The sequence below is a fragment of the Bradyrhizobium sp. CB2312 genome, from assembly GCF_029714425.1.
Lineage (GTDB): Bacteria > Pseudomonadota > Alphaproteobacteria > Rhizobiales > Xanthobacteraceae > Bradyrhizobium.
The window spans coordinates 3,987,258-4,003,689 of record NZ_CP121668.1 but is presented as its reverse complement, the minus strand read 5'-3'; the positions used below and the strand labels follow the sequence as shown (position 1 = coordinate 4,003,689).

At 61.7% G+C, this 16,432-nt stretch carries 18 protein-coding genes; 9 read left to right on the top strand and 9 right to left on the bottom strand.

What is annotated here, in order from left to right; genetic code table 11:
* Positions 1-17 precede the first annotated feature (17 nt).
* From QA642_RS19365 to QA642_RS19345, 5 genes are all read left to right on the top strand, one after another.
* Positions 18-761 carry a class I SAM-dependent methyltransferase gene (locus QA642_RS19365; protein WP_283086055.1) on the top strand — a complete coding sequence of 248 codons (744 nt, stop codon included), beginning with the start codon at positions 18-20 and terminating at the stop codon, positions 759-761.
* Positions 758-1,600: an NAD(P)-dependent oxidoreductase gene (locus QA642_RS19360; protein ID WP_283086054.1), complete on the top strand. Its 843-nt coding sequence runs from the start codon at positions 758-760 to the stop codon at positions 1,598-1,600. The genes QA642_RS19365 and QA642_RS19360 overlap by 4 nt, the downstream gene beginning before the upstream one ends.
* Positions 1,597-2,574, top strand: coding sequence for an ATP-grasp domain-containing protein (locus tag QA642_RS19355; protein ID WP_283086053.1), 978 nt, complete (start codon positions 1,597-1,599; stop codon positions 2,572-2,574). The genes QA642_RS19360 and QA642_RS19355 overlap by 4 nt, the downstream gene beginning before the upstream one ends.
* Positions 2,552-3,232, top strand: coding sequence for a metallophosphoesterase family protein (locus QA642_RS19350; protein ID WP_283086052.1), 681 nt, complete (start codon positions 2,552-2,554; stop codon positions 3,230-3,232). The genes QA642_RS19355 and QA642_RS19350 overlap by 23 nt, the downstream gene beginning before the upstream one ends.
* A gap of 67 nt (positions 3,233-3,299) precedes the next feature.
* Positions 3,300-4,067: a TylF/MycF/NovP-related O-methyltransferase gene (locus QA642_RS19345; protein ID WP_283086051.1), complete on the top strand. Its 768-nt coding sequence runs from the start codon at positions 3,300-3,302 to the stop codon at positions 4,065-4,067.
* A gap of 147 nt (positions 4,068-4,214) precedes the next feature.
* On the opposite strand, the gene QA642_RS19340 is transcribed toward QA642_RS19345, so the two are convergent.
* Both QA642_RS19340 and QA642_RS19335 read right to left on the bottom strand, forming a co-directional pair.
* Positions 4,215-4,922, bottom strand: a complete 708-nt coding sequence (locus tag QA642_RS19340) for a WbqC family protein (RefSeq protein WP_283086050.1) — start codon at positions 4,920-4,922, stop codon at positions 4,215-4,217.
* 152 nt (positions 4,923-5,074) lie between these two features.
* Positions 5,075-5,854 carry a glycosyltransferase family 25 protein gene (locus tag QA642_RS19335; RefSeq protein ID WP_283086049.1) on the bottom strand — a complete coding sequence of 260 codons (780 nt, stop codon included), beginning with the start codon at positions 5,852-5,854 and terminating at the stop codon, positions 5,075-5,077.
* Positions 5,855-6,035: 181 nt separating this feature from the next.
* Here QA642_RS19335 and QA642_RS19330 point away from each other — a divergent pair, with 181 nt between their 5' ends.
* Positions 6,036-7,226 carry a DegT/DnrJ/EryC1/StrS family aminotransferase gene (locus tag QA642_RS19330; RefSeq protein WP_283086048.1) on the top strand — a complete coding sequence of 397 codons (1,191 nt, stop codon included), beginning with the start codon at positions 6,036-6,038 and terminating at the stop codon, positions 7,224-7,226.
* Positions 7,227-7,261: 35 nt separating this feature from the next.
* The gene (locus QA642_RS19325; RefSeq protein ID WP_283086047.1) at positions 7,262-8,290 is read left to right on the top strand and encodes an SDR family oxidoreductase; all 1,029 of its coding nucleotides are present in this window, start codon (positions 7,262-7,264) and stop codon (positions 8,288-8,290) included.
* Positions 8,291-8,294: 4 nt separating this feature from the next.
* Here QA642_RS19325 and QA642_RS19320 read toward each other — a convergent pair whose 3' ends face one another.
* From QA642_RS19320 to QA642_RS19305, 4 genes are all read right to left on the bottom strand, one after another.
* Entirely contained in the window at positions 8,295-9,800 is a 1,506-nt protein-coding gene (locus QA642_RS19320) for a glycosyltransferase family 39 protein (protein ID WP_283086046.1), read from the bottom strand.
* 6 nt (positions 9,801-9,806) lie between these two features.
* The gene (locus QA642_RS19315; protein ID WP_283086045.1) at positions 9,807-10,940 is read right to left on the bottom strand and encodes a glycosyltransferase family 2 protein; all 1,134 of its coding nucleotides are present in this window, start codon (positions 10,938-10,940) and stop codon (positions 9,807-9,809) included.
* Positions 10,941-11,180: 240 nt separating this feature from the next.
* Positions 11,181-11,381, bottom strand: coding sequence for a hypothetical protein (locus QA642_RS19310; protein WP_283086044.1), 201 nt, complete (start codon positions 11,379-11,381; stop codon positions 11,181-11,183).
* Between the two features lie 131 nt (positions 11,382-11,512).
* Positions 11,513-11,905: a hypothetical protein gene (locus tag QA642_RS19305; protein WP_283086043.1), complete on the bottom strand. Its 393-nt coding sequence runs from the start codon at positions 11,903-11,905 to the stop codon at positions 11,513-11,515.
* A 114-nt stretch (positions 11,906-12,019) separates the two neighbouring features.
* Between QA642_RS19305 and QA642_RS19300 the strand changes: the two genes are divergently transcribed.
* Both QA642_RS19300 and QA642_RS19295 read left to right on the top strand, forming a co-directional pair.
* Positions 12,020-12,841, top strand: a complete 822-nt coding sequence (locus QA642_RS19300; RefSeq protein WP_283086042.1) for a DUF72 domain-containing protein — start codon at positions 12,020-12,022, stop codon at positions 12,839-12,841.
* 166 nt (positions 12,842-13,007) lie between these two features.
* On the top strand, positions 13,008-13,469 hold the full coding sequence (locus tag QA642_RS19295; RefSeq protein ID WP_283086041.1) for a DUF488 domain-containing protein: 462 nt from the start codon (positions 13,008-13,010) through the stop codon (positions 13,467-13,469).
* 114 nt (positions 13,470-13,583) lie between these two features.
* On the opposite strand, the gene QA642_RS19290 is transcribed toward QA642_RS19295, so the two are convergent.
* The 3 genes from QA642_RS19290 to QA642_RS19280 all read right to left on the bottom strand — a co-directional run bounded on the left by QA642_RS19290 (position 13,584) and on the right by QA642_RS19280 (position 16,363).
* The gene (locus QA642_RS19290; protein ID WP_283086040.1) at positions 13,584-14,498 is read right to left on the bottom strand and encodes a PhzF family phenazine biosynthesis protein; all 915 of its coding nucleotides are present in this window, start codon (positions 14,496-14,498) and stop codon (positions 13,584-13,586) included.
* 197 nt (positions 14,499-14,695) lie between these two features.
* Positions 14,696-14,911, bottom strand: coding sequence for a hypothetical protein (locus tag QA642_RS19285; protein ID WP_283086039.1), 216 nt, complete (start codon positions 14,909-14,911; stop codon positions 14,696-14,698).
* Between the two features lie 144 nt (positions 14,912-15,055).
* Positions 15,056-16,363 carry an adenylate/guanylate cyclase domain-containing protein gene (locus QA642_RS19280; protein ID WP_283086925.1) on the bottom strand — a complete coding sequence of 436 codons (1,308 nt, stop codon included), beginning with the start codon at positions 16,361-16,363 and terminating at the stop codon, positions 15,056-15,058.
* Between the last annotated feature and the right edge of the window lie 69 nt (positions 16,364-16,432).

Genomic DNA, 16,432 nt, shown 5'->3' with positions numbered 1-16,432 from the left:
GTGGAGAGGACGGTCATTTGGCCACGAGCAATCAACTGGACGTCCATGTCGCGGCCTATCAAGGCAAGAACATCTACGATTTCGACAACGAAATTCTACTGACCTGGTATCCGAAACGGATTGCTCACGTCGTCAAGGATCCGCGTTCCGTTCTGGATCTGGGATTGGGGCATGGTTTTGCCACCGAGATTTTTTCGGACCGATGCGCGCGCCATGTCGTTCTTGAGGGCTCTCCCGCAGTCATCCAGAACTTCAAGCTGAAATTTCCGGACAACAGAAGCGAAGTCATCGAAACCTACTTCGAGGAGTTCGATACCAAGGAACGTTTCGACCTCATTGTCATGGGGTTCGTCCTCGAGCATGTCGACGACCCCCTTTTGATCTTGAAGCGCTTCAGAAAGTTCCTGACACCTACAGGCAAGCTTTTTGTCGCGGTCCCGAACGCCGAGGTCATGAACCGGAGGGTGGGACATCTAGCGGGGATGCTGCCCGATATGGAGGCTCTCTCGGAGAACGATCTCCTCCTCGGGCATCAGCGCTACTTTACGGTCAGCTCACTCACCAGGCTGGTGAGCGATGCCGGTTACAAAATCGAAAAACTGGAAGGTATCTATCTAAAGCCCCTCGCGACCAGTCAGATCCTGTCGCTGAATCTCGCGGACAGCATCATTCAGGCCATGTGCGAGATCGGAATTGACTACCCGGAACTTTCCTCCGGGATGCTGGCTCAGCTCACTCCAGTCGATCCGCCGCGATCATGAGGGTCCTGCTCGTTGGGGGGACCTCTTCGCTGGCTCAGACGCTCATCCCGCTTCTGCGTGAACGGTACGAGCTGCTGACGGCGGGGCGCAAGGGCTGCGATGTCGAATTGGACTTGTGTTCGCGCGACATTCAAATTCCTGACGGGATCGAGTGCGTCGTGAACGTGGCCGCGGCTTTCGGGAGCAAGGAACCGACCGACATCCTGCAAGCTACGGATGTCAACGTGCTTGGCGTGATGAAGCTCTGCCATGCCAGCTCGAAGGCAGGCGCAAAGCACCTTGTGCACATCTCCAGCATTTTTTCGGACCTCGACAGCGCGTCTCCCTTCTTCGGCGCCTACTCGCTCTCAAAAAGGCACTCAGAAGACGTCGCGCAGTTTTGCGGCCGGGAATTCCACCTGCCGGTCGCGGTCCTGAAGCCTTCCCAGATTTATGGTGTGGGACCAGGGTTTCGAAGGCATCAGCCGTTCCTGTACACCATCATGGACAAGGCCCAGGGCCATGAAGACATAAATCTGTTTGGCTCGAACGATCCTTTGCGGAACTTCATTCACGCACAGGACGTAGCCAGGATCATCTCGGCCGTCATTGCGACGAAGATTGAAGGCACCTACCCTTGCGTGCACCCCGACAATGTCACCTACTCGCAAATTGCGGCGGCGGCCATTTCCGCCTTCGCGAGCAAGAGCAAGGTCGCCTTCCTGAAAGACAAGCCTGACATCCCGAGCAATGGCTTTGCTTGTGACGAGACGCTGTTCCGACTGCTCGACTATTTTCCCCGCATCTCCATGGAGCAGGGAATGCGGATGGAAGTGGCTCATCGAAGGCAGGCGTCATGAGAACGATCTTGGTTTCCGGTGCCGCGGGAATCGTCGGCTACGGAATCTTGCGCTCCCTGAAACGATCGAACAGCCCGATGAAGCTCATCGGCACCTCGATCTATACCGACTCGGTGGCGCCGGGATTCTGCGACGTCTTTGAACGGGTGCCCAGGACGGATGTGCCTGATTACCTCGATTGGCTTCTCGCGCTGCTGCGCAAGCATCGCGTCGACGTGGCGATCCCCGGCATCGACGCAGACATGTACAAATGGGCGGACCGACTGGCCGAGATTGAATCGACCGGAACCAGGGTCGTCCTGAATTCACCCGACCTTATCGCCAGATGCTCCGACAAATGGGCGTTTTACCAGCGCCAGCTCGAACTGAAGCTGCCCTATGCGATCCCGAGCCATCTGGAGATGGACTTCGATTTTCTCAAAGAGAAATGCGGCCTGCCGTTTCTGCTGAAACCTCGCCGGGGCTTTGGCTCCAAGGGACTCGTGGTGGTCGCAACTGCGGAGCAATTTGCCGGGATTGATCCCGCGACGAAGCCGACACTGATGGCCCAGCCTATCGTCGGACGCGATGACGAGGAATTCACGGTGTCCGCGTTTTGCGATGGCCGTGGGAGCTATTCGACGATCATGGCGCTTCGACGAAAGCTCTCCAAGGACGGGTTCACGGAAAAGGCCGAGGTCGTCGATGAAGCGGAGTTTTCCGAAGCGGTTCGGGATCTATGTCAGGCGTTCTCTCCCGTCGGACCGACCAATTTCCAGTTTCGCAGGACCGACCACGGCCTGAAGCTGCTCGAGATCAATCCGAGGATCTCTTCGTCCACGTCGATACGCGCCGCCTTCGGATACAACGAAGCACTGATGGCGGTTGACATGGCCATCGAGAACCGGATGCCGGTCCAGCCGGACATCAAGCGCGGTCGAGCCGTCCGCTATACGGAGGATCATATCTTCTATGAAAATAGCGTTCATCTCTGACATCCATGGGAACTTCGAGGCGCTGACGGCGGTTCTCGCCGAGCTCGACCGCATGCGCATCACCGAGATCTTCTGCGTCGGCGACGTGGTCGGATACTATTCCCAGGTGAACGAATGCTGCGACGAGCTGAAAAGGCGCGGCATCAAAAGCCTTCTTGGCAACCATGACTGGTATCTGGGCTTTGGGGGCTTTTGCATTCGATCCAAGAGCGTCAACGAATGTCTGGTCCATCAGCGCAAGGTGATCACGCCCGAGAATCTGAACTGGCTACGGACGTTTCGGGTGCACATGCAAGTAGGGGACGCTCAAGTCGTACATGGCGGATGGTCGGACCCGATCGATGAATACATCAAGGAGCCCGACGAAGCCTATTTTGCGCGACTGTCCGGCAGCATTTTTGTAAGCGGCCATACCCACGTGCAAAGTGTCCATCACTTCGGCGGAAAGACCTATTGCAATCCCGGATCGGTCGGACAGCCCCGCGACGGCGATCCACGGGCGGCGTTCGCAACGTTCGACGGCAAGAGCTTCGAACTGCATCGGGTCGAGTACAACATGCCGAAGGTATTCGAGCTGATGGAAGCCGCAGGCTTCAATGACTACTACTACGGCGGACTGAAAACCGGCGCGAGAAATCTCAGGCGACTTGCGGATTGATCTCCGCTTCGCGCGTTCGCCGAACCACGATGAAACTTCACATTCAATTGGCTTATGAGCGCAGACTATGACCTCAAACGATCCGCAAGATGCGCAGAACTTCACCTATGCCGCCATGGACGAAGTGGCTGCCTATAGCCGGCTGCAGGAACTGATGAAGACGTCGCCGATGCCTCCGCGTGAATTCCACGCGAACCTCGGCCTGTTCCTGAACCGCCCGTCGCTGGCGCGCATCCTCTTCATGCATGATCTCTATTCGAAGGCCCTGCATACGCATGGCGTCATCATGGAGTTCGGCGTGCGCTGGGGGCAGAACATGGCGCTGTTCACGACGATGCGCCACATCTACGAACCCTACAACATGAGCCGCAAGGTCGTCGGCTTCGACACGTTCGAGGGTTTCCCGTCAGTCGCACCGCAAGACGGCGATTTCGACGGCTTGAAAGTCGGTGGGCTCAACGTCACACCGAATTACGAGGACGTGCTTACAGACATCCTGTCGGCGCAGGAAAAGCTCGCGCCACGTAATCACCTTCGCAAGTTCGAGCTGGTCAAGGGCGATGTGACCGAAACTCTTCCTCGGTATCTGGAAAAGCATCCCGAGACGATCATCGCGCTGGCGTATTTCGACCTCGATCTCTACGAGCCGACGAAAAAATGCCTCGAGCTCATTCGCCCTTATCTGGCGAAGAACAGCGTCGTCGGGTTTGATGAGCTGGTGCTGGCCGAAAATCCCGGAGAAACCCTGGCATTGCGCGAGGCATGGGGCACCCAAGGGTATCGCGTCTGCCGCAGCACGATCTCACCGCAGCAGAGTTACGTCGTGTTCGAGTAACTCGCCGGTTTTGATGCGGGATGCAGCGTGGCTGGTGCGAGAAGCCGCCAGCCGTCGAGACAAGCGTGCCACAATCGCCTGATCCCGCCGGCGCGGGATCAGGCGTCGTTTTCACGACCGGAAACCGAATTCGCAAGCTGAGTGCGGCTACGTCCCCTCAACCAGGTCGTAGTTCTCGGCGATGACCTCGCCGAGCTTCGAAACCGAGTTGAACATCAGCAGGTCCACGATCGAAAGATATGGCACGTGGGGCTGACCGAACTGCTCATAGGGAAACGGCCTGGCTCGAAGCGCCCTGAATTCGATTCCGCGCGCGCTGAAAGCAGCGGATTCGTAGAGTTCCAGGCCGCCGATCGCGTTGATATACCTTTTCGTACCTTCCGCCTCGCACAAGGCCAGCACCTTGTCCTGAAACTTGAGCGAATGGTCGATGGGCACCTCAGACGAGATCTTGAAGGTGGTTTTCAGGCCCAGATGGTCACTGGTCATCCGCAACGAATTGAAGAGGTACTGGAATAGATTGGTGTCTTCGAAGTTGACGATCTTTTCCAGAAGCGGAAAGGTCTCCTCGAAGAACGGCGCGGTCCGATAGGCCCCTCGCCACCGGTTCAGCAGTTTCGTACGGTCAAAGTCAGCCGCCAGCTCCCTGTCGCGAATGTCCAGGGCATCCGAATCCTTCTTCAACGGAAGCGAGAACATCGCGTCCGTTCCGTTGAGCAGCATCCGGTTGCGGTTGATCCACCCCTTCTTCACATATTTGATGTTGTCGTAGACGATGAAGAGATCGACTGCCGAAATCAGCTGATAGTAGCCGATGTAGGGCAGAAAGTACGGCTGCATGATCGCGAGATTCATCGGGTGTGACGCCCTGCTACTGTGAAGACATTCATTCGCAAATTTCGCTCACGACGGATCGACCCATACCGGCGTGAGTCGACCGGCGAAGCACTCGGCCGGTCGCGGCACATGATCTCGGGCGGTGACGAACGGCTCTCAATTTGCCTTCGTCAGCTCCTCACGCCCATCAGGCTCGGCTGCGCCAAGCCCCAGGCGCGTGCATCTTGCGTGAAGGTCGTCGAAGTGGCGTTATCATTGCGCGGCACTACAAGCGGCGCGAAGCAAACATACGCTTTGATGAAGCGATAGATGCTGTTCCCCATCCCATCCAGGCCAATCGTTGGCAGCACGCGGTCGCCGAGTGCCTCGACTTTGACCGGCCGATTGTCCATCGGATAACAAAACTCCAGGAGCTTCCTCGCTCCCGCAGGGGATATCAACGACCCGGCTGGACCGAAACAGCAATTGAGCCGGAGCGCCGCGACCTGGGAATTCGCTCTCTGGAAAGCGGCATCGGTCTGGTCATCCGGGCGCTGAGGGCTGAAGCTCATCATCGACTTCATGCCTGGCGCCAGCTCGAGATCGAGTATGGAGTCCGTATTGTAGCCGAGGACCAGAAGATCCCAGTTTTCAAGGGACGGAAGAAGCATCGCCAAGCGTGCGCTGATGTCGTGGCGGATGGTACAATCGTCCTCAAAGACAAGGGCTGGCTGATCCTGCTTCGCGATCCAATTCAGGATCCGCCATAGCGAAGCGGCGCCGCCAACGGCTCCCCTGGTGAACACCGAGCCGGGAGCGACAAGCCGCATCGCCATCGCCTCCTGGTCGGTCAGCTCCAGCCCATTGGTCGCAGAGAAGCGCTCGAAAGCGATTCCGCAACCTGCGTTCCGCTCCAGAAAGCGTTGATACTTTTCCGGACAGCGATCGAGATTGATGACGAAGTTCTTCATATGCGAAAGCACCGGTGGCGAATGAATAGCGGTGATGCTTACTCAAATATGATTCGCCACAGTCACGGCTAGCCCAAATACGCGTGTCAATCGCGGACCGCCGCTGCACAGGAATGCTCCACGCAAGTTTCGGTCTATATCGATAACCAGTCACAGACCGTATCGATGATCAGGACTCGAGATGACTGCCGCAGTCCCGCTTGACTCTCTAACGCCGCTGGCCAGGAGCCCACTCCATATCGTGCGTCCAAGGTTTCCAAGAACAGAGCAGTTCCTGGACGCTTTCGAGAAAGCGCTGGAGACCGGCCAGGTCACGAACAATTCGCGCTGGGTCGTCGAATTCGAAACGCGCCTGAGCGAGTATCTCGGCGTTCCGACCCTGGTTTTCTGCAACGGCCAGATCGGGATGATGGCCATGCTGAGGGCCGCGGGAATCACCGGCGGCGAAGTGATCGTGCCGGCATTCACGTTCAGCGCCACTCCGCATGCCGTCAAATGGGTCGGCGCCGAGCCTGTATTCGCGGACATTCTCGATGACATGACCATGCGCCTCGACCCTGATGATGTGGAGCGCCGGATCACGGACCGGACGGTCGCCATCCTTGCGGTCGACGCGTATGGGGTCGCCAGCGATTACGCCTCACTTGCTCGCCTGGCCGAGCGCTACAAGCTGAAATTTCTCGTCGACAGCGCTCCCTCCTTCGGCACGCGCGTCAATGGGCAGCTGGTGGGCGGGTGCGCAGATGCGCAGATGTTCAGTTTCCACGCCACCAAGGCTTTCGCGACGATGGAAGGCGGGTGTGTCTGCACTCACGACACGGAGTTGCTCGCGCGCGTCAAGGCAATCCGCAACTTCGGGCAAGTCGAGGGCGCCGACTGCCACGAGCCGGGCTTGAACGGCAAGATGCTGGAGATTTCGGCCATCATCGGTCTCGAGCAACTCAAGACGTTCGAGCAGTCCATTGCGACGCGCCGCCACGCTGTCGAGCGCATGCGGATCGGCCTTTCCAGAATTCCCGGCTTGCTCGTGGGGCAAGAGCCAGCAGGCGTGCAGACGAACTGGCTGTACCTGCCGGTCGTCGTTGACGCCAGGGAATTCGGAATGGATCGGGATACGCTGGCGTCGGCGCTCGAGAAGAACAACGTCTTCGTCCGGAAGTACTACAGCCCACCGTGCCACCACTTGACGGCTTACAACACGCAAAGAGAGGTGAATTTGGCTGTGACGGAAAGGGTCGCCTACAACGTCATTGCGCTCCCAGTCTACAACGACATGACCGGTGAAGAGTGCGATCTCATCGTTGCCGCCATCCAGTACGCACGCCGATCAGCGCTCGGCGGAACGACGCATCAGTCGCAGAATCGTACCTAACCCCGATGCTTCCCACGAACATGGAAGTCTAAGACATGCAGAAAGTTCTCGTCACTGGAGCGGGTGGATATATCGGCATTCCCCTCTGCCAGATGCTGGCCCAGAAGGGTTATTCGGTGACTGCGCTTGATCGATGTTTTTTCGGCCGGGATCGCTTCACGCAGGCGGCTTCGCACCCAAACATCAAGATGCTCGTCGAAGACATCCGCACCGTGGACCCCCAGCAGTTCGAGGGCATGGACGCCGTCATCGATCTGGCCGGACTGAGCAACGACGCCTCCGCCGAAATCGACCCCGAACTGACGGTCTCGATCAACCACCAGGGTGGCGTTCGTCTGGCACGCGCGGCCAAACGGGCCGGCGTTCGCCGCTATGTCTATTCGAGCTCGGCATCGGTCTACGGTCACGGCCAGGAAGTCTCGCTGAACGAGCATGCCGCCTGCCGTCCGCAGACGCTGTATGCCGAAAGCAAGCTTCACGTCGAGGACGAGCTGCGCAGGCTGCAAGGCGGCACGTTCGAAACGGTCATCCTGCGCAACAGCACCGTGTTTGGCCTCGCCCCGCGCATGCGCTTCGACCTCGCCATCAACGTCATGACGCTGCGCGCCTGGAAGGAGCGAGTGATCTACGTCATGGGCGGCGGCGAGCAGTGGCGGCCGTTCATCCACGTTCACGACGTCTGCCGCGCCCTGATCATGGGCATCGAGAGCGAAGCATCGGTCGTGTCAGGTGAGACGTTCAACGTCGGCGGCGACGATCTCAATTATCAGATCAAGCAGCTCGCGAACTTCGTCAAAGACATCATCCCCAACATCGTCACCCACACGATCCCGGATGCGACGGACAAGCGAACCTATAATTTGTCTTTCGCCAAGATCACCCAACGCCTGAAATTCGATCCGTCCTCCCGCGTGCACGAAGGGATCGTGGAGATAAAACAGGCTTTGGAGCGGGGCACGGTCAGTGGCGACGATCCCACGACCCATACACTGGGATGGTATCGTTCCCTGATCGACTGGGAAAAAAGAATCAAGGAATTGTCGATCAACGGCAAGATCTTGTGATCGCTCAAGGCACAAGTTCAGGCGGCGGCGAGCGGTCCAGCACGTCGCCCCTGGCGCCTTCGAGCAGATCGATGCCGTAGGTTTCGACGACGAGCGGTCCGCGCTTGCGCTGCAACTGCGCGACCTGCGTCACCTGCGCGAACAGGTCCTTGAGGGCGGGATGGTCGCCTTCGCGCAGCTCGTCGACAAAGAGCAGCTTGCCGGCCAGGAGCTTCGGATCGGGCTCGCCCATGTTGACCCAGCGGATGCGCTGGTTCTGCTGCGCCACGCAGGTGCCGCGCGGCAGGTAGAAGGCGAGCCAGCCGGTCGTGCCGTAGTCCGGCGCAAGCACGCAGGTCGCGCCGGTGCGCACGCGCAACGCCTCGACCTCGTTAGCAAGCTCGCGCCAGCCGACGCCGACACTGCGCACGGTCGCATCGCGGCGATAACCGGAAAGCCAGCCGGTGTTGGCCTGCACGATCAGCGCGGCGAACATCACGATGCCGGCGGGCGCGGCCCAGCGCAGGCAGAAATCGACGAGGCGCCGCTGGCGCGGCTGCCACTGCACGAGATTGGCAGCGGCCGCCGCGGCAACGACGAAGGGCGGATAGACCGGCGCGAACCAGTTGGCCTCGACGCGGGCGTGCAGCGAGTGCCAGACGAAATAGACGACGATGGTCCAGAACATCGTCTCGATCAGCACGCGCGAGGCCAGCGCGCCGGCCCGGTGCCAGGTCAGCGCATGCAGCCCCATCGCGCCGAGGATGAAGACCAGCGGGGTTGCGAATGCGATCTGGGTCGGGATCAGCTCGGCGATGAAGACCGGGCGGAAGTCCTCGATCCTGGCGCGGCCGAGCTGCTTTGCGAACGAGACCCAATGATGGTCGGCATTCCAGAGGATCACCGGCGAGAACAGCGCCAGCGCAACGAGCCCGCCGAGATAGGGCCAGGGCGAGAGGAACCAGCGCCGGAGCTTCGGTACCGCCGCAAGCCAGATCAGGATCGCGGCGCCAAAGAACATCGCGGTGTACTTAGACAGCAGCGCCGCGCCGACCGCGGCACCGACCGCAAGCCACCAGACGCCGCGCCCGGTCTCCAGCACTTTTGCGAGGAAGAACAGCACGAAGCTGGAGGCCACCAGCAGCGGCGCATCCGGCGTCACGATCAGCGTGCCGACGGACGCCATCATGGTCACGTTGAGCAGGATGGCGCTGGTCGCCGCCACCCGCGCCCCGCCGAACAGGATCGCGGCGGTGCGATAGATCGCATAGCTCATCGGCAGCGCGAGCAGGATCGACACCAGACGGACGCCCAGCTCGGTATCGCCGGCGATCATGGTGCCGGCGCGGATGACGTAGGCGACCATCGGCGGGTGATCATAATAGCCGCCCGCGAGGCTCTTCGACCACATCCAGTAGTAGGCTTCGTCGAAGGTGATTGGCGTGAACGCGGCCGCGACCAGCCGCAAGGCGACCAGCGCGACGATCACCAGCGCGGTGTTGCGGACGATCCGCGCGTCAGCCCCGCCCATCGTGCGCTATTTCTTGCGCCAGACGAACAGCCCGGACATCGCGTAGTTCCACACCACGCCCATCAGTGCACCGGCCATGCCGGCCAGCCACCAGATCGGCTCCTGGTCGTAGACCGAGAACGCGACACCGACATTGGCGAGCAGGCCGACGCTGCACACGATGTAGAACGCGATCAGACCGCGCAGCAGCGCAAAGCCCTTCAGCCGCTGGTCGCGATAGGTGAGGAAGTTGTTGAGGACGAAGTTGCTGGTCATGGCGACGATGGCGCCCGCGGCCTGCGCCTCCGCGAACGGCGCCCTGAACAGTTCAAGGGCGATGAACAGCGTGGTGAGATGCACCACGAGGCCGATGCCGCCGACCATCGCGAACAGGATGAAGCGCAGCGAGACAGCATCGTTGGTGAACTTGGCCAGCACCAGGCCGAGAAAATCCAACGCGACCATGGAATCGAGCTTGCTCTCGCCGTGCTGGCGCTCACCGAACGTGTAGGGAATTTCAACGGCTCGCAAGCTGCCATTCGCGCTCGCGACGAGGTCGAGCAGGATCTTGAAGCCGTGCACCGACAGCTTCGGCGCGAGCTCCTCGAAACGTTCGCGGCGAACCATGAAGAAACCACTCATGGGATCGGCGATCTCGACCCGCAGCACCTTCTTTGCGACCTCGGTCGCCAGCGCGCTGGCGCCGGCACGCTGCTTGTTGAAGCCTTCGCTCTTGTAGCCCTCGATGTAGCGGCTGCCGACGACGAGATCGGCCTGGTCGCTCGCGAGCAGCAACAGCATCTTCGGCAGTTGCGTCTCGTCGTGCTGGAGGTCGGCGTCGATCACGGCCACATAGGGCGCGCTGGAGGCCAGGATACCCTCGATGCAGGCCCCGGACAGGCCACGGCGGCCGATGCGCCGGACGCAGCGCACGCGGCTGTCGCGCTGAGCCAGCGCGCGCACGACGTCCCAGGTGCCGTCGGGCGAATTGTCGTCGACGAACACGACCTCCCAGACGACGTTGGCGAGGGTCGCCTCCAGCCGTCGGTACAGCACCGTGACGTTGTCGCGCTCGTTGAAGGTCGGGACGATGACCGACAGTTCCGGGCCTTCGTGAGCCTGCGGCGGGCTGTCGGTGCCCGGTCTGATCGCTTCATTCATGACGGCAGCGTATATCCGCCGCGTCCTGCGCTGCCAAGCCGGGGTTTTTTCTGGGGAACGGGCCAAAAGGGGCCCTAAAATGCCAACGACCCCGGAACGGCGGACCGCGCGTACATCCGGCGCAGGCCCAAGCTATTCCAAGGTCGTCCCAGCGCCGGAGTTTTCGCTCAACGTCGCCGTTAGAAACTAAATAGGAACGGCAAACCCGCTTCGCAAGGGGCGAAAGGTCGATTTTCGGCCCTATTGGTTGGGGACTTCCTTGATCACCGGCCCGCGCGGCGCGGGCGCGGCGGGGGCTGCGGGTGCCGCCGGGGCAGGCTCGACCTTCGCCGGCTTGGGCGGCTTGCCGTACTGGCCGATTGGCCCGAGGACGACGGCGACCGCAAGCACGATCGCCGCGACGATCGCGCCCAGAATGCCCCCCACCGACTCAGACGACATGGAAACCTTCCCTGTTCCGGATGCCGCGAGTGATACCACGGATGCGCGCTGCACCGAAAGGCCCCGGGCGAGTAGCGAATAGCGAGGAGCGAAAGAGGAAGGCCTGCCCCTATTGGCCATTTGCCATTCCCCTACTTCGCCGGCGCTCGGCGCTTGACGAAGGCCGTCACGATGTCCTTCTGCGCCGACTCGACCGCCCTGTTCGCGGTGGCGAGATGGGCGCCGGAATCGATGTTGGGATATTGCGTGGTGAGATAGTCGAGCAGCGCCACCCGGTAGTATTGACGCTCCGACGGACAGGCGCCTGCAACCGAGCGGCCAAAATCCTGTTCCGACAGGCCCTGATTGCTGTCGCGCGAATATTCTCGCGCCAGACAATGCCAGTAATCGTCGCGACCCTGCTGGGCGAGCTTCTGTGCGCTCTTGGCGTCGTTCTTGGCATCGTCGTCATCCGCGATGGCGGAAGATATCATGGCAGCAGATGTCATCATGACGAGCGCCGCTCCCACCACCAGCATCCGCATCTTGTTCTCCTTTTCGCGGGTCACCTCGCAAGCTTAGACCGGAGGCGGCAACTGGCCAATCACATCTGGTTTGATTAAGATGAGGTCCCTCCCCGTCGTTGCGAGATCCCTCCCGTGGCCAAAGCAAAAACCGCGTCCAAAAAATCCGGCAACATCTTCATCGGCATCGGCGGTTGGACCTTCGAGCCCTGGCGCGGCGTGTTCTACCCGGAGAAGCTGACGCAGGCGAAGGAGCTGTCTTACGCCGCCTCGAAGCTGACCTCGATCGAGATCAACGGCACCTATTACGGCTCGCAGAAGCCGGAGAGCTTTCGCAAATGGGCGAGCGAAGTCCCCGACGGATTCGTATTCTCCGTGAAGGGACCGCGCTTCGCCACCAATCGCCGCGTGCTCGCTGACGCCGGCGACTCCATCAAACGGTTCTACGATTCCGGCGTGCTGGAGCTCGGCGACCGGCTCGGGCCGGCACTCTGGCAGTTCGCGCCGACGAAGAAGTTCGACGGCGCCGACTTCGGCAAGTTCCTCGAGCTGCTGCCGCGCAAGCTCGACGGCCGTGCGCTGCGCCATGTCGTCGAGGTCCGCCACGACAGTTTCTGCACGCCGGATTTCATCGCGCTGATCCGCGAGTTCGAGACGCCGGTTGTGTTCGCCGAGCACGGCAAATATCCGGCGATCGCCGATGTCGCCAGCGACTTCGTCTATGCGCGGCTGCAAAAAGGCGATGACGAGATCAAGACCTGCTATCCGCCGAAACAGCTCGATGCCTGGGCCGAGCGCTTTCAGGCGTGGGCCTCCGGCAGTGAACCCGACGACCTGCCAAAGGTTGACAAGGCCAAGCCGAACAAGGAGCCGCGCGACGTGTTCGCCTATGTCATCCACGAGGGCAAGGTGCGCGCGCCGCACGGCGCCATGGAACTGATCGCGCGGGTGAGCTGAGCGGGCTACCGCCTATGACACTCTCAGTTAAGGCCACGAAAGCTTTCACATCGTCATGGCCGGGCTTGTCCCGGCCATCCACGCCTAGCTGCGCGGCACGAAGAACGTGGATGCCCGGGACAAGCCCGGGCATGACGACCTCCCGTGTCGTGACCTGAGGTGTCTCATGGCAAAGGCGAAGAAGCTCTTCACCATCGGCTATGAGCAGACGCCGCCCAAGGCGGTGCTGGACGAGCTGGAGCAGGCCGGCGTCAAGCTCGTGGTCGACGTGCGCGCGGTGACGTCGTCGCGCCGGCCGGGCTTTTCCAAGAAGCAGCTCGCCGCCGGCTTGGACGAACGCGGCATCGCCTATGTCCATCTCGCAGCCCTCGGCACGCCGAAGGAAGGGCGGCTTGCCGCGCGCAGCGGCCAATATGACGTGCTGGAGAAAGTCTTCTCGAGGCACCTGAAGGCGCCCGAAGCCAAGGAAGCGATGGACGAGCTTTCGGCGCTGGTGAAGAAGGCAGGTCCCGTGTGCCTGCTCTGCTACGAGCGCGATCACACCCACTGCCACCGCCAGATGATCGCGGAGATCATCGAGGAGCGCGATGGCGTGGCGGTGAAAAATTTGGCGGGACGGCAGGTGTAGCTGTTGCCGTCATTCCGGGGCGCGCGTAGCGCGAGCCCGGAATCCATTGAGCGGCAGCGCAGGTGGAAGAATGGATTCCGGGCTCGCGACTTCGTCGCGCCCCGGAATGACGATTCAGCCCTCCCCCGCCAGCTTGAACGTCCCCTCCATCATCTGCACGCAGCTGCCGCCGACATGGGCGGAGACGATCTTGCCGCCCTGCTTGCGCACGCACGTCTGGAGGATGCTGGGCCGGCCCATGTCAAAGCCCTGGCCGACAGTGAGCTTCAGTTCACCGTCACGCGCGGGATCGAGATCGGCGAACAGCGCCGCGGCGGCGACCGTGGCGCTGCCGGTGGCGGGGTCCTCGACGAGCCCGGAGGCGCCGCGCATGAACATCCGCGCCTGCCGCTCGCAAGGCGCCTCCGCTGGCGGCACGTCGCGCGTATAGAACCACACCGAGCGGGCACCGTCGCGCGGCAAGACCTTGCCGTAGGCCACAGCATCGGGCCGGGCCCGCTTGAGCGCCTCGCGCGAATGCAGCTCCATCACCAGGAACGCGTTTCCGACGGTAACGACATGCGGTGCGTGGTTGTCGATCTTGATGTCATCTGCGCCAAGCGAAATGCAGCTGGCCGCTTCAGCGGGAGACAGCGGCGCATGCCGCGCCAGAGACTGCGGCGCGGTGAGTTCGGTCCTGATCACCCGGCCCTGATCCCGCACGATCTTGACAGGTACGAGCCCGGCCTTCTCCTCGAACAGCAGCCGCAGCTTCGGCTCTTTCGCCATCGAGGCCAGCACGAAGGCGGTGCCGACATTGGGATGGCCGGCAAAGGCGATCTCCTGCACCGGCGTGAAGATGCGCACCTCGGCGTCATTGGCCTTGTCGCGCGGCGGCAGCACGAAGGTCGTCTCGGAATAGTTGAACTCGGTCGCGATCGCCTGCATCTGCGTGGTCGAAAGCCCGCCGGCATCGAGCACCACGGCGAGCTGGTTGCCGCCGAAGGCGCGGTCGGTGAACACGTCGACGGTGATGTAGCGGCGCTGCATCGTCACTTCCCCATGCAAGTCGCGGCCACGACCGGCCGCATCGCGCGGCAGTCTACAGGCCGGCGACATCGTCCGTCATGCCCCAAAATTCGGAGCAATCGGAGCAATGGCGAATGACGCGTTGGTAGACGAAGGCGCAACCGTTCGCGAGGCCGGGCTGGCAGAGTCCGCCAGCCCGGCCTCGTCCGTCGTGATCGCTAGTACGGATACGCGTAGGTGTACGCCGCGTTCGGCAGGCACGGCGGCTGCCTGTAGGGCGCAGAAGCATACGAGCCTTCTGCCGGAGCCCTGACGCAGTCCGCCGTCGCCTGGGTCGCGGCGCGCCGTGGGGCGACGTCGCGCGCCGCAGCGGCCTGGGTCTGGTAGACGGCGGCAGCGATCAGAGCGGTCGCAACAAGAGACAATCGGGTCATTGGCTTTCTCCGGATGACAAGTGAAAGCCGAGATGTTTCGGCTTTCACTGTGCAAGACCCGAAGGCTACCAAGGATATTTCATCACGCGCCTTCAACGGAACGCGATCCGCTTCAACGAAACGCGACTGACATTTGAAGTCGCGCTACCCCAGTTGATACACCGCGACCTTCTGCTCGTAGCCGCGCACCTCGACTTCGCCGAGCGCGACGGCGTCCTTGCCGTCATCGCCGAGCGCCTCGCGCACGGATGCGGAGATCAACAGCTGCGAGCCGAACTCCTTGTTCAGCGCCTCCAGCCGCGAGGCGAAGTTCACGGTGTCGCCGATCACAGTGTATTCCTTGCGCCGGGGCGAGCCGATATTGCCGGCGACGACCTCGCCGAAATGGATGCCGATGCCGATCCGCAGCGGCCAGCTCGTCTCTGCATTGATGCGGTCCATCGCGGTCAGCATCTCGCGGCCGGCCGCGACCGCGCGATGCGCGGCATCCGAGGCCTCCAGCGGCGCACCGAACAGGGCGAGAAAGCCGTCACCGAGAAACTTGTTCACGATGCCACCCTCGCGGTCGAGGATGTCGACCAGCACGGCGAAGGCGCCGTCGAGCCGGTCGACCACCTCCTGCGGCGTGCGCGACTGCGCACCGGCGGTGAAGCCGCGGAAATCCACGAACATCACGGCGACGCGGCGGACGTCACCACTCGCAGTAGTTCCCGTTGCCATCAGCCGCTCCACAACTTGCGGGGACACGTGCTGGCCGAACAGGTTCGTCACGCGGTCGCGCGCGGTGGCCGCTGCGATGCTCGCGGCAAACTGGCGGCGGAGCTGCGCGCCGACGGAGCCCGCAAGCACGCCGCAGATCAGGATGACCGTGCTGCGCACTGCGTGGAAGTAGATCAGGGGCTCGCCGGCGTCGTTCACCGAATTGTAATACAGCGCGACAGCCAGGAGCTGGGCTCCAGCCACAAATCCCGTGAAGGTCGACAGCCAGAAATCGAGCCGCAGCGTCGAAAGAATGACGAAGATGAAATAGACCAGCGGCAGCACGAAACCGAGCGCGGGCCCAGCGCCCATGCTGCGGATCTGCAGGATCAGGATGATCGTCGGCAGCGACGTTTCGATGAAGGCGCCGACATAGCGCCTGATCACCGGGAGGTCGCGATCGAGCTTCAGGTTTCGCCTGATCTGGCCGTGAACCCAGGCTTCGAAGAGGATGAAGCCTCCTAAAAGGATGTATTCGCGGACGAGGCCCTCTGTCCCGCGCCAGACTCGGTTCACGAGAGCAGGGTCGATCAGGAAGGTCGAGGTGAGGAACAAGACCATAACGCAGCCGGTGATGATCAGTGTCCGCACCCGCAACAGCTCGGTGCGCAGCACCTCCCGCGTCAGCTCGCGCTCGAAATCCTCCGAGAGCACGGCATGCTGCCGCGCCTTCCTGCTCGCAAACCTCGCCATCATTCCCCCTGCTCGTTCCGGGCCGCGCGCAAGCGTGAACCCGCAATCTCGAGATTCCGGGCTCGATGC